13 protein-coding genes are annotated in these 12,613 nt (G+C 45.7%); 9 read left to right on the top strand and 4 right to left on the bottom strand.

The window, feature by feature from the left end; all coding sequences use genetic code 11:
• Window positions 1-128: 128 nt before the first annotated feature.
• The 5 genes from IV40_RS07525 (at window position 129) to IV40_RS07505 (ending at window position 5,829) form a co-directional block, all read left to right on the top strand.
• Window positions 129-824, top strand: a complete 696-nt coding sequence (locus tag IV40_RS07525; RefSeq protein ID WP_057770125.1) for a hypothetical protein — start codon at window positions 129-131, stop codon at window positions 822-824.
• Between the two features lie 44 nt (window positions 825-868).
• Window positions 869-1,285, top strand: coding sequence for a hypothetical protein (locus tag IV40_RS07520; RefSeq protein WP_057770123.1), 417 nt, complete (start codon window positions 869-871; stop codon window positions 1,283-1,285).
• Between the two features lie 256 nt (window positions 1,286-1,541).
• Window positions 1,542-2,393 carry a PRD domain-containing protein gene (locus IV40_RS07515; protein ID WP_057770121.1) on the top strand — a complete coding sequence of 284 codons (852 nt, stop codon included), beginning with the start codon at window positions 1,542-1,544 and terminating at the stop codon, window positions 2,391-2,393.
• A gap of 93 nt (window positions 2,394-2,486) precedes the next feature.
• A complete protein-coding gene (locus IV40_RS07510) occupies window positions 2,487-4,379 on the top strand; it encodes a beta-glucoside-specific PTS transporter subunit IIABC (protein WP_057770119.1) in 1,893 nt (630 codons plus the stop codon).
• Entirely contained in the window at window positions 4,372-5,829 is a 1,458-nt protein-coding gene (locus IV40_RS07505; protein ID WP_057770117.1) for a glycoside hydrolase family 1 protein, read from the top strand. The genes IV40_RS07510 and IV40_RS07505 overlap by 8 nt, the downstream gene beginning before the upstream one ends.
• A gap of 60 nt (window positions 5,830-5,889) precedes the next feature.
• On the opposite strand, the gene IV40_RS07500 is transcribed toward IV40_RS07505, so the two are convergent.
• The 3 genes from IV40_RS07500 to IV40_RS07490 form a co-directional block, all read right to left on the bottom strand.
• Window positions 5,890-6,525, bottom strand: a complete 636-nt coding sequence (locus IV40_RS07500; RefSeq protein ID WP_057770115.1) for an SDR family oxidoreductase — start codon at window positions 6,523-6,525, stop codon at window positions 5,890-5,892.
• A gap of 153 nt (window positions 6,526-6,678) precedes the next feature.
• Window positions 6,679-8,079, bottom strand: a complete 1,401-nt coding sequence (locus IV40_RS07495; protein WP_057770113.1) for an MFS transporter — start codon at window positions 8,077-8,079, stop codon at window positions 6,679-6,681.
• A gap of 185 nt (window positions 8,080-8,264) precedes the next feature.
• On the bottom strand, window positions 8,265-8,957 hold the full coding sequence (locus IV40_RS07490) for a GntR family transcriptional regulator (protein ID WP_057770112.1): 693 nt from the start codon (window positions 8,955-8,957) through the stop codon (window positions 8,265-8,267).
• A 331-nt stretch (window positions 8,958-9,288) separates the two neighbouring features.
• Between IV40_RS07490 and IV40_RS07485 the strand changes: the two genes are divergently transcribed.
• The 4 genes from IV40_RS07485 (at window position 9,289) to IV40_RS07470 (ending at window position 11,661) form a co-directional block, all read left to right on the top strand.
• A complete protein-coding gene (locus IV40_RS07485) occupies window positions 9,289-10,653 on the top strand; it encodes a PTS sugar transporter subunit IIC (protein WP_057770111.1) in 1,365 nt (454 codons plus the stop codon).
• Window positions 10,654-10,827: 174 nt separating this feature from the next.
• On the top strand, window positions 10,828-11,052 hold the full coding sequence (locus IV40_RS07480) for a hypothetical protein (protein WP_057770110.1): 225 nt from the start codon (window positions 10,828-10,830) through the stop codon (window positions 11,050-11,052).
• A 2-nt stretch (window positions 11,053-11,054) separates the two neighbouring features.
• Entirely contained in the window at window positions 11,055-11,240 is a 186-nt protein-coding gene (locus IV40_RS07475) for a hypothetical protein (RefSeq protein WP_057770109.1), read from the top strand.
• A complete protein-coding gene (locus IV40_RS07470; protein WP_057770107.1) occupies window positions 11,230-11,661 on the top strand; it encodes a DUF3284 domain-containing protein in 432 nt (143 codons plus the stop codon). The genes IV40_RS07475 and IV40_RS07470 overlap by 11 nt, the downstream gene beginning before the upstream one ends.
• A gap of 316 nt (window positions 11,662-11,977) precedes the next feature.
• Here the strand turns inward: IV40_RS07470 and IV40_RS07465 are convergent, their stop codons facing one another.
• Window positions 11,978-12,556 (bottom strand): TMEM175 family protein, encoded by a 579-nt coding sequence (locus tag IV40_RS07465; RefSeq protein ID WP_057770106.1) that lies wholly within the window; start codon window positions 12,554-12,556, stop codon window positions 11,978-11,980.
• Between the last annotated feature and the right edge of the window lie 57 nt (window positions 12,557-12,613).

Genomic DNA, 12,613 nt, shown 5'->3' with positions numbered 1-12,613 from the left:
GCAATCCTTTCAATATAGCAGTTTTGCTTACTTTTTACAAGTGATACTAAGCGGACGAATCAATGCCGGTTCAGGCGGCATTTTATGCTATCATTAGGTATTGTGGCAATACATAGCAAGGAGAAACAATGAAAGAAAAAGGTTATTTTATTCAGATTCCCGATGCGGCGGCTAAAAAGCTGGGGTTGGACACGACGCACGAGCTTGATTTAACGGTGCGGGATAATGAGCTGATTCTCGCCAAGCCGACCCCGAAAAGTGGCTGGAAGGATTATCTGCCGCCGCTGATTGTGGCCTTAATCAGCAGCGTCAGCTTGCTGATTTACTGGTCGTCCAAGCACATCGGCCATGTGAAACTGACGGGTGATTATTCGATTGCATCGTTCATTATTGTGCTGGGTATCATTACGGGGTCGCTCTTTTTCACCGTTTCGCTGATTCGGCAGCGGCGGAATGGCGATGCAGCAGCTCGTCGGATTTACTGGCGGAATTTTCCGACGATTGTTCTGTCATTTGTGATTATTCTGGCGTTTATCCTGATGGGCACGTTCTGGCTCTTAGGTTCGCTGTTTGTCGGGGCCAGTTTCGATTGTTGGACGGCAGAGGCGATTTTCGGCATTTTTAATTATCTGATTAATTATTGGATGACGCTCGCGTCGCGGTCGCTGAACTCGACCCGGCTGGTGGCGCTGTTTACGATTGTAATTGTATCAGGCGTCGTCATTGCGATGGCGTCGAATGGGCAACGACACTGGTGGCGTTATAACCTTAGTTTTCTGGGACCAATTCAGCGACAGCCGGCTGGCGGTTTAACATTACCTTAATCGTCGCAGCACTGATTCTGATTGCCCTGATTGATTATTTATTTGTGCTGATTCGTGAAATTTATCCTAAAGATTGGCGGTTAATCATCCTGCGGGTTTTACTGACATTATTGGCGTTAAATTTGGGTGCAGTTGGGTTGTTTCCCAATAATCAGAATTTCCATAATTTGCATGATGGGGTGGCCAAATTTTTAGTCTATCTAATCATTATCCTGATCATCGGGATTCGGTGGCTGCTGCCGCACGTCACAAAGGAATTCTTAACGCTCTCGTACGGAATTGCGGCGGCTTTGATTGGAATGGATATTGCCTTTCAGGGAATCGGCTATATTTCTCTGACGGTCTTTGAAATCAGCGGTTTTGTACTGGCATTTACCTGGATCGTGCTGCTGTTTCAACGTTTGCAGCTGCTGACACAGGAGACGTTTACCACAATGACCGTTAAAATTGATACGAAGTAAATGAAGTGTAACGACGTGATGAAGCGGCGTTACACTTTTTTAATGAGTTGGCCTATGCACTTGGAAAACAGAAAAAACCGTGGTCTAATATTTTAAATTTTGGTTGCAATCGTTTTCTTTTGTTGCTACAATGAAATTGTTAATAAGGATTGTTACCACATCAATGAGTGGGCAAAACCTGATGAACGACTGGCAGATGCATGCGGTGTCAGTTTGTTTATCAGGTTTTTCATTTCTGTAGTGAAGAGGCGAGTACATGCGGATCAAACGTGTTTTTAACAATAACGTGATTCTCACCGAACAAAATGGGCATAATGCTGTTTTGATCGGAAAGGGACTGGGGTTTCAAAAGAAACCGGGCGACGAAGTGAATGAAGCGACTGTTGCGCAGACCTATGTACCGACTGAACAAAACTGGATTACGAGTTTTCAAAAGCTGATGAAAGATATTGATTCGGCGTATTTCGAAATTGCTGCGGAAATTATCAGCCATGCTTCTGAAACACTCCAAATGGACTTTAACAATTACTTATTGATTTCACTGACAGATCATATTCATTTTGCAGTGTACCGGTATCAGCATCATATTGAGATTCAGAATGAAGTTTTATGGGAGACGAAACAGGCCTATCCACGTGAATTTGCAGTCGGAGAAGCGGCGCTAAAAAGGGTCAATCAGCAGTTTCAAGTTTCGTTACCTGAAGACGAAGCTGGGTTTATCGCAATGAAGTTTGTGGAAAACAGCACACGCAATTCGGTTTCGGATCAAATGCAGGCCAAAACGAAGATGATCAGCGATATTCTGAATATCATTAAGTACCAGCTGCATCTTGGTTTGTCGGAGGACAATTTCAGTTACCAGCGTTTTCTAGTGCATTTGCGGTTTTTCGTGAATCGCATTTTTACGAAGACTGAGCAGCATTCGCAGACACGGCAGGATGATACCATTCTGTACAATCACATCACCCAAAAGTATGCGACGGCATATGCAGCCGTTGAAAAGATTGTCGCATATGTGACGAAAACGACGGGCCAGTCGGTGAGCTTAAACGAACAGGTTTATCTCACGATTCATATTCAACGAATTATTAACGAGGCAATTAATTAGGATTGTTACTATTAGATTAGGCAAAACCTAGACGATTGCATGGTATTTATTGCCATGCAGCCGTTTAGGCTTTTTTTATAGGAGGGGACAAACATGGATTACCAAGGTTTAGCACAACAAGTACTCGCTGGCGTTGGCGGGAAAAGCAATATCAGCAAGGTGTGGCATTGTGCCACTCGTTTGCGGTTCTATTTGAATGATGAGAAGAAAGCCGATACGAAGAAAATCGATGCTTTGGCCGGCGTAATCACAGTCGTTCAAAGTGCCGGTCAATATCAAGTTGTGATTGGAAATTCAGTTGCGAAAGTTTATGACGCTTTAGTTGATTTGGCCGGACTTGAAAATACGGATGAACAACCGGCTGTACCAGCAGAAGCGGCTAACAAACCGAACTTGATCAATCGCTTTATCGGATTTATCTCCGGCGTTTTTCTGCCTTTCTTAGGTGCACTCGCCGGCGCCGGGATTTTGAAGGGCTTCTTGGCATTGTTCGTCGCATTGGGATGGATGACTGAAAAGAGCGGCCAATATCAGATCTGGTATGCAGCCGGCGCCGCAATCTTCTACGCCTTTCCCGTTTTTCTGGGTTTTACGGCTGCAAAACAGTTAAAAGTCAACCAATTTGTTGGGGCCTCGATTGGGGCAGCGCTCCTGTATCCATCTTTGGTGGCCGCCTTTGCCAAAGGAACCACAATGCATTTCTTCGGCATTCCAGTGGTCCCAACCACATATACGACAACAGTGATTCCGATTCTCTTATCCATTTGGGCCTTGTCGTACATTGAACCGCTCTTAAAAAAATTGATGCCGGAAGCAATTCGCAATGTATTCGTACCGATGCTGTCGCTGATGATTATGGTGCCATTGACGCTGATTGTTGTCGGACCAATTGGTGCTTTAATTGGGAATGCTTTGGCAACGGGCGTCATGGCCGTTTATCATTTTGCGCCGATCATTGCCGGCATCATCATGGGTGCTTTCTGGCAAGTCTTCGTTATTTTCGGGGTGCATTGGACCTTTATGCCATTGATCATGAATAACTTTACCAAATTAGGTTATGATCCGCTGACACCGATCATCTGTGCCGCCGTTTTATCACAAGCCGGTGCCGCATTCGGCGTCTTTATGAAGTCACGGAATAAGAAGATGAAGAGCTTGGCTGGTTCATCCGCACTCAGCGGTCTGTTTGGGATTACCGAACCAGCCATTTATGGGGTCACACTGAAGCTGAAGAAGCCATTTTACATTGCGGTTGCCAGCGGGGCTGTCGGCGGTGCTATTATTAGCATTTCCGGCGTTCATGCTTCTTCATTTACGATGCCGAGTTTATTATCGCTGCCGACCTTCTTAGATCATGGGTTTATGGGTGAAATTATCGGTTTAACAGTCGCCACTGTCGGAGCGGCTATGATAACATACTTCTTTGGCGTCCCAGACGACCAGTCATCGGAACAGCTAAAGAATGAAAATCAGCCTAAAAATAGTAATGGCACCGATGAAATTAAAGCACCTGTTGAAGGAACAATTATTCCATTAACCAGCGTTAAGGACGAAGTATTTGCGTCCGAAGCGATGGGGAAAGGGCTGGCGATTGTACCTAGCAATGATGAAGTCGTCGCACCGGCAAACGGCACAATTTCGGCGGTTTACCCAACTGGACATGCGCTCGGGATGATCGATGACAGCGGAGCTGAGATTTTGATTCATATCGGAATCAATACGGTTGAACTGAAAGGAAAATACTTTAAAACACTTGTGAAACAAAATGAGCACGTCACCGCTGGTCAGCCGTTAGTAAAATTTGACCGTGAAAAAATTGCGGCGGCGGGTTATGATACGACTGTCATGGTTATTATTACCAACACGAATCATTATGGTGCAGTTGAACCCACTGCGGCGACTGAAACGGATCACAATTGGTTCTTGAAATTAGCACCAAAGCCAGCTGCTGCGGCGAATACGAAGGGAGTTCCAGCAAATGTATAAAGAAGGATATCCACAACAATTTCCGAAAAACTTTTTATGGGGCGGTGCGACCGCTGCCAACCAAGTCGAAGGGGCTTGGAACGTTGACGGTAAGGGCTTAACAACGGCCGAAGTCGTCAAAAAGGCCGATGATCGCAAAAAGATATCGATGGATGCCGTGACGAAGGAATCTATCGAAACAGCGATTGCTGATCCAACCGATAAGAATTATCCGAAACGGCGTGGCGTCGATTTTTACCATCACTATAAAGAAGATATTCAGTTATTTGCCGAAATGGGCTTCAAAATCTACCGGTTCTCGATTGCTTGGGCACGTGTCTTTCCGAACGGCGATGAAACCGAGCCGAATCAGGCTGGGTTGCAGTTCTACGATGATGTGATTTCCGAATTGGAGCAGTATCATATTCTGCCGTTGGTCACCTTGTCGCATTATGAGATGCCGATTGGGTTGACGAAAAAGCAGAACGGCTGGCTGAGTCGGGATACGATCGCCGATTTCAACCGGTTCACCGAAACGATTTTCAAGCACTTCAAGGGTCGGGTACCTTATTATCTGACCTTTAATGAAATCAACACCGGTGTTTGGGGCTTTCACGAAACGGGAGTCGTTGATTCCGACCAGAGTCATCAAGAACAGTTACAGACGCGTTATCAGGCTTTGCACCATCAATTTGTGGCCAGTGCAATTGCTACGAAACAGCTCCATGAAATTGATCCGGATGCTAAAATCGGCAGCATGCTTGCCCGGATGCAAACTTATCCAGCGACACCGAATCCGGCTGATGTGCAGGCAGCTCAAATGGAAGATGACAAAAACTTATTCTTTACCGATGTTCAAGCTCGGGGCGAGTATCCAGAATATATGAATCGCTACTTCGCCGAAAATAACATCAAGCTCAAGATGGCGCCTGATGACCAAGAGCTCTTGAAGAAGTATCCCGTTGATTTCATCAGTTTCAGTTATTATATGACGACGGTGACAAAGGCCAACCAGGGTGCTGAAGTGAATGGCAATATGGCGACGGGCGGCCGCAATCCGTATCTTGAAGAATCCGATTGGGGCTGGCAGATTGATCCCGTCGGTCTGCGAATCTCGCTGGATGAGATGTGGGACCGGTATCGTAAACCGCTCTTCGTCGTTGAAAATGGACTGGGTGCCGTCGATAAATTTGAAGACGGTACCGTTCATGACGCTTACCGAATCGATTATTTACGGAAACATATTGAACAGATGAAGCAGGCGATTGAAGATGGGGTTGACCTGATGGGGTACACCATGTGGGGCCCAATTGATCTGATTAGTTTCTCGACGTCTGAAATGTCGAAGCGTTACGGGTTCATCTATGTTGACCAGGATGATGACGGCAACGGGACTTTGAAACGTTATAAGAAGGATTCCTTCAACTGGTACAAGCAAGTGATTGCCTCAAATGGGGCTGATTTAAGCTAGACACAATAAAAGGATGTCGGAACAGATTGTTCCGACATCCTTTTTTGATTATCGAATTGATTAGTACCAAGCTGGCTTATCACCGCCGGTACCGGGTTTGTCGACCCCAATCGATGCTTTGGCATACTTTTCGGGATGCAAGGTGATGTCCGTGACCACTGCTGCAATGCTCTTGCGGGAAACTTCGGTGCCTTTGAACGGTTCGCCTTTCTGAGTGACTTCGTAAACCACTTCATCGTTGTTGGTCAGCCAAGCTGGACGGATGATGGTGTAATCGAGGTCAGAACCTTCGATGACATCAGCAGCAGAACGATAGGTGGTCAAGTAGCTGCCCAATGTGGCATTGTTCCATTGACCGAACTTGCCAGGGACTTCATCGTAGATGCCCAATGTGGAAATCCAAATCAAACGATTGATATTTTCAGCATCCATGGCTGTCACAACCGCTTGTGCCTGCGCTTTAATATTGCCGCCGGCCAAGTTTGCGTAAACCACATCTTGCCCCTGCATGGTCTTTTTGAGCAACTCAAGATCAGTGACATCGCCGTCAACAACGGTTTCCTTTTGCGGATCGGTGACGGTGATGCGGCTGGCGTTGCGTAAGAACAGCGTCAGATGCAGGTCTTCCTTAAGCATCATCTGAGTGGCCAGCTGCGCAATCTGACCATGTGCACCTAAAATAAGGACGTTTTTCATTTAAATTCCTCCCTGTCTATGTAACTTAACTGCAAGTTCATCATAGCACTGTTAAAAAGTAAGTAAACCGTTTTTTTAATACTTTTAATAAAAAAACTTCTTACTTTTGAGAAACTTAACAACGACCGTTGCCAATTGAAATTAAATGACAAACTATTTTGAAGTGTTCTGCTGGGAATGGCGAAACGTCAGCCAGAGTCCATAGTCGGCAATCAAGGTGAGCACGGTCAGAAAAACAAAGGACCAGAGGGAACCTTGCCGTGTTCCAGCTACAAACGCCAGTCCTTTTTTGCCGGCTTGGAAGGCGGTAAAGATTGTCCCAATCAGCGTCAGACCAATTGTGCCGGCAAATTGCTGGGCGGCGTTAAAGAGGGCATTGCCATCGGTACGGTCGCTGCCGTCTAAGGTACCAAGTCCGCTGGTTTGCAAGTCGCCGGTCACAATCCCCAATCCCAGCATGACGGCCATATAAAAAAGTGTTGCCATGATGGCGCCCATCAAGTTATCGGTAACCACAAAGAGAATCAGACCAACCGTATACAAGGCTGAGCCCGTATACAAAACGCGTTTAGCACCGTGCCGGTCGAGCAGGATACCGCCAAAGGGTGAAACGACAGCGGCCAGCAGCGCACCTGGAAAAATAACCAGAGAGGTGGCGACCGCCGAAAATTCAGCGGCGGACTGCAAGTACATCGAGAGGATGAATTCAATCGCAACGGCGACGATCTGGCTGATGAAAAAGGCGACTAATAGCCGCCGGAAATCGGCCTGTTTAAACATCGTCAGACGCAATAAGGGTTCATCGGAATGATTGCAGTGATAAATAAAGGCCATTGTAAAGATGAGCGCCAATCCTAAACTCCCCCAGATGAGGACGGGACTGATCGTCTGACTGCTTAAGAAGGAAAAGCCGAAGGTATAACCGCCGAATACAAGAATGACTTCAAGCAGCCCGAGCCAGTCCAGCTGAACTTTTTGGGTGGCTTGCAAGGGGGTGATGGTCCGCATGCCCATTAGAAGACTGACGAGAACGAGGCCGCCGACAATCCAGAACAAAAACGGCCAATTCGCCAGCTGCAGGACCAAACTGCCGTAAAACGAACCAACAGCCGGTCCCAGTGTGATCATCAGCGTGCCGACCCCAATCATCATGCCCATTTTCTGGCGGGGCACTTTCGTCAGAATAATATTGAACATCAGCGGAATGGTGATGCCGACTGCAATGCCTTGGACGAGTCGTCCAAATAAAAGAATGCCGAAGCTGGTGGTTAAGGCACTGATTGCAATTCCGATTAAAAATAGGACGATACTGCTGAAGAACAGCACCGGTGTTTTGAAGCGCTTGACCAGAAACGGCGACATGATAATCAAGATGGTCACCATCATATCGTATAAACTATTGATTAGCTGGCTCATGTCGGCATCGACCCGAAAAATCTGCATCAGGCTGGGCAGGGCGATCGTCAGTCCTGTTTGCAGCATCATTCCTAAAAAGGTGATCATGCCGGTCGCAAGAATCGCCAGCCATGTTTGCCGAGTTACTTTTGTTTCCATTGTGTTTCTCCTCTCTGCGAGCATAAAAAAAGTGTTCTCGATTGAGAACACCAGCCGCACATTCTCTTCAAACGTTCTCTGGTTCGTTCAGATCCGGTTTGAATGAGTCCGTGATGACTACTCTATTTACTTTTAGTAACTATAGTATAGCGCAAAGACGATCAGAATCTGCACAAACAGCTCAGTTATTTTTCGGTTTGATTGGTGACATGGAAATAAAGGTTGAGATTCGGATAAACATAAATAGTGCGGGCCAAGTTGAACGGCTGATTGCCATAATAGTTGGTCTGGTAAAGGATGAGTTCTTTATCCTGAGTGGTCTCGCCGAGTAAGTCGGCTTCTTCAACGGATAAGTGCTCTTGGGCGAGATATTGATCGCTGCTTGTGGCGGAAATTCCGTAGGCTTCTTTGATGACTTCAAAAATAGAATTATGGATTGCTTCGATTGATAAGTAAGGAATCAAGCTTTTGACATAATAAGCCGTTTCGAGGTTATACAGCTCTTTTTTTAAGTAGCGCAGGCGCACAACCCGAATCAATTCAGTCCCTTCAGCGATGTTGAAACGGTCGGTCAACGACTTATCAGCACGGACTTCATCGAACGTTAAAATTTTTGATGTTAATTTTTTTCGCTTAATGGTATAGCCCAATGAGAGGTTCACAACTGTCTTTTCAGCGACATTAATATCGTTAATAAAGTAGCCGCTGCCCTGCGCACGACGGACCAAACCTTTCTGAGTGACGAGGTCGATGGCCTTGCGAATCGTGTTACGACTGACTTTGTAGCGCTTGACGAGTTGGGCCTCGCTTGGCAATTTATTTTCGAAGCGGCCGGCTTGGATTTCACGAACGAGCTCTTCGGCAATTTCATGATACATAATTGGTTAACCTCCTGTAGGACCAAAAATGATAGGTACGTGCTTGTCAAACTTGTACCTACGAGTTATACTTCAATTGTAATGAAAGCGGTTCACAGATGCAACCGTCAAGAATCAACAATTTGGGGAAGATCGAGGTGATCGGATTAGCGATCGGAAGCATTCAAAATGAATTACAACAATCATCATTTTAACATTAGTCATGCCGATTCGTTCGAAATGAGAAAATTTACTTTTTTATAAATGATGTTTGTTGCCGTTGTCAGAAACATAGCTACATATTTATTGATGCTGCTTCATTGGAATTGCAATTATTTAGGGGGTAACTTGTATGAACGCACTAATTCAATGGTTGGAGAAGTACGTGGTTCCGATCGCCACAAAGATCGGCTCGATCCGCTGGTTGGTAGCCTTGCGTGATGCCTTTATCACGACAATGCCGGCAACTATGGCTGGTTCGATTGCTGTTTTGTTAAACGCCTTTTTCCGTGATATTCCGACTCAGTATGGCTGGACCGGCTTTGTAACCGCAATGGCACCCGTTGTTGGGGTCAACTCACAAGTCTGGACAGGGACATTAGCTGTTATCGGTTTGATTTTCGCCTTTACATGGGGCTACAACTTAGCCAAACAATATGATGTTGAACCATTAACAGGCGGGATTGTTACTTTAGGGGCATTCTTAATGAGTGTCACGCAATCCTACACAATCACATTGACAAAAGCATTACCAAAATCAGCTGCTAAAATCTTAACAGATTCAGGTGCTGCTGTTGCTGGCAAGACTGTTACTGGCTGGGGCTACTTCAACTTCAACAGTCATTTCGGTTCGGCCGGCCTGTTTACAGCTATGATTGTCGGCGGAATCGCCGGCGCACTGTACATTATGTTAACGAAGCGCAATATTACCATTAAGATGCCAGATTCAGTTCCACCGGCAATTTCAAAGGCCTTCGCTGGGATTATCCCAGCCGTTGTGGCATGGTATGTTGTTGGGATTATCACTTACTTCTTTACAGATGCAACTGGTGCAGCCGTTGTTGATTGGATCGGCAAGACGATTCAGGCACCATTATTGACCTTGTCACAAGGTTACGGCGCTGTCTTGCTGCTGACTGTTTTAGTCCAAGTCTTCTGGTTCTTCGGAATTCATGGGACCAACGTTTTGGGCCCTGTCTTGGATAGTATCTGGTTAACCGCTCAGTTAGCCAACGTCAATGCCCAAGCCCAAGGAAAAGCATTACCTTACTTATGGACACGTTCTGATTTCGATATGTATGCTTGGATTGGTGGTGCCGGTTCAACACTGCTCTTACTGATTGCCATCTTTGTCTTCAGTAAACGTGAAGATGAACGGACAGTAGCTAAATTAGCGATTGCACCAGGGGTCTTCAACATCAACGAACCAACTATGTTCGGGCTGCCGATTGTTTTGAACCCGATCTACGCCATTCCATTCGTTGTCGCACCAGTTGTAATGGTTACGATCGCTTACTTCGCCATCACATGGGGCTGGGTATCACCAGTCAGCATCCAGATGACATGGGTTATGCCGCCGTTCTTGAACTCCTTCTTGGCAACGAGTTTAGATTGGCGTGCACCAGTGCTGCAATTAGTCAACTCCGTCATTGGTTTTGCCATTTACGCACCGTTCGTCATTGCCAGCAACAACATCGACCCAGAATCCTTGAATTAAATTAGTTTCGCACAGCAAACTTAAAAAATACCAATCCATTTACACGAACACGCTTTACAATATAAGAAGAAACGAATTGTCCGCAGGAGTAGTTTGCTGTTGCGGTGAGCCTGGCCAGCGAGTGCTGGAGACGTTCACCGCAGCGGCAAACAGTAAAATTTAGGAGGTCAAACCATGATTGTTTTAGATGCACCAATCCAACAAGATAAGATTATTGATTTATTAAACGGCTACAATAAAGATGATGTCACCTTTAAGTTTGAAAAGAAGCAGGGAATCAAGTTGTTCTTCTCGACGAATCAAAGCGACCTCGATGCAGCTGCTGAGATTGCTAAAAAAGCAATCAAAGCCGAAAGCTGGGGGTCCGTTCTTTACTTCCGTGCCCAGGCAGCCAAATAAGAATGAAAAAAAGTGGATTAACAGTGATGAGCATCGGCTTGCTGATCATCGCCATCAGCCCCAGTATGACGCATAAAACCAATTACGCGCTGGTCGCTGTCGGTGTGATTGTAACCTTAATCGGATACATTGAGTTCCGTTACAACAAGCGTGATGCTAAGAAACAGGAGTCGCATCATGGAGATTAAACAAACATTGAAGATGCCGCCAGCGGCATTATACAAACAAATCATTCATTCTGTTCTGGTTGATATCAATCAGCAGACCGGCCAAGCCTTACGGCCAGACCAGTTGAACGGGTTCAGCTACCGCAAACGGTTCAATGCTCAGCAGGAAGGTCAGATTACGATCACACAGAATCTGATCAATCAAAGTTATCACTATGAAACGAAAACCAATCGCAACCATTACGAGATCGGTTATGACATTACGCCGGCGGATGATGGCCAGCAAAGTCTGCTGACTTACAACGAGAAGGTGATTGCCAATCGTGACAGTCAACAGCTGAATAACTGGCTGAGCGTCACACTTCTCGGTTGGGGCCGCAAGCATAACTTCAAAAAGATGCTGCGGGCGATGGAAGATCATTATCAAAGTGAACAGGTTTAAAAAGGGAGCATGACAGAAGTCGTTTTTTGACTTCGTTGTCATGCCCCCGCGAGGACAGCTAGGCATTTACTTAGCTTTGGGAGAGCTACAGAAGTCGGTTTTTGACTTCGTCGTAGCTCCCCCGCAAGACCATCTAGACATTTACCTAGCTTTGTAAAAGCTAGTAAATGCCAGATGGTTACTGCGTGATGTAAATGCCAGATGGCTACCGCGTTTCGCAAATTTATGCTGTTAAAACAAAAATGACTCTTTAAATGCAAAAATTGCATTTAAAGAGTCATTTTTCGTGAAAGAGAAACTTATGTCATAGCCTCTTTTATTTACCTTCCAGTTCTACTTCGGCCTTTCGTTCGGGAATAACCCAGATGCTCATTGCACAAATCGTGCTGAGCAGAATGGCGGGCGGATACCAGAAGCCGATGATAAAACCAAGCAGCTTGATGGAAAAATCACCGACGATTTTCCCATGGCGATCCACTGCCCGCCGCAGTTTCGTATTTTTGGGATCGCATTTGACGAGTGTATAATAGACACCGAAATAGCCTAGTGATAAGAATAAGAAGACTAATCCATAGACAAATTCAGCGACGAATGAATCAAAATGATCTTCGACAAATTTGGTGGAATAGGGAAATAGGGAGGCCCCAAAGAGCATCATCGTATTGGCCCAGAGGACGCGTCCGTCGATCACTCGAACGAGCTGAAAGATATTATGATGGTTGTTCCACATAATTGCTAATCCAAAAAAAGAAATGATATAAGCCAAGTAACTTTCCCGTAAATGCCAGATAGTGCTCCAGGTTGCCGTTTGCGGCTGCGGCAGATCGAGGACGAGAATGGTCATTACAATTGCCAGCACGGCATCCGTAAAAGCCAGCAAACGTTCTTTATTCATACGGTCACCTTCTTGATAATTTTATTTTAACCATAAAAAAGGCCATGCCAAATACCA

Source organism: Lactobacillus selangorensis (assembly GCF_001437205.1).
In the GTDB taxonomy this organism is placed as follows: Bacteria; Bacillota; Bacilli; order Lactobacillales; family Lactobacillaceae; genus Paralactobacillus; species Paralactobacillus selangorensis.
This window is presented reverse-complemented; position numbering and strand designations above follow the sequence as displayed.

Bases quoted from the DNA above. Each gene is read 5' to 3' on its own strand.
- IV40_RS07525 (WP_057770125.1), top strand. From the start codon at position 129: ATGAAAGAAAAAGGTTATTTTATTCAGATTCCCGATGCGGCGGCTAAA.
- IV40_RS07515 (WP_057770121.1), top strand. From the start codon at position 1,542: ATGCGGATCAAACGTGTTTTTAACAATAACGTGATTCTCACCGAACAA.
- IV40_RS07510 (WP_057770119.1), top strand. From the start codon at position 2,487: ATGGATTACCAAGGTTTAGCACAACAAGTACTCGCTGGCGTTGGCGGG.
- IV40_RS07505 (WP_057770117.1), top strand. From the start codon at position 4,372: ATGTATAAAGAAGGATATCCACAACAATTTCCGAAAAACTTTTTATGG.
- IV40_RS07500 (WP_057770115.1), bottom strand. From the start codon at position 6,525: ATGAAAAACGTCCTTATTTTAGGTGCACATGGTCAGATTGCGCAGCTG.
- IV40_RS07495 (WP_057770113.1), bottom strand. From the start codon at position 8,079: ATGGAAACAAAAGTAACTCGGCAAACATGGCTGGCGATTCTTGCGACC.
- IV40_RS07490 (WP_057770112.1), bottom strand. From the start codon at position 8,957: ATGTATCATGAAATTGCCGAAGAGCTCGTTCGTGAAATCCAAGCCGGC.
- IV40_RS07485 (WP_057770111.1), top strand. From the start codon at position 9,289: ATGAACGCACTAATTCAATGGTTGGAGAAGTACGTGGTTCCGATCGCC.
- IV40_RS07480 (WP_057770110.1), top strand. From the start codon at position 10,828: ATGATTGTTTTAGATGCACCAATCCAACAAGATAAGATTATTGATTTA.
- IV40_RS07475 (WP_057770109.1), top strand. From the start codon at position 11,055: ATGAAAAAAAGTGGATTAACAGTGATGAGCATCGGCTTGCTGATCATC.
- IV40_RS07470 (WP_057770107.1), top strand. From the start codon at position 11,230: ATGGAGATTAAACAAACATTGAAGATGCCGCCAGCGGCATTATACAAA.
- IV40_RS07465 (WP_057770106.1), bottom strand. From the start codon at position 12,556: ATGAATAAAGAACGTTTGCTGGCTTTTACGGATGCCGTGCTGGCAATT.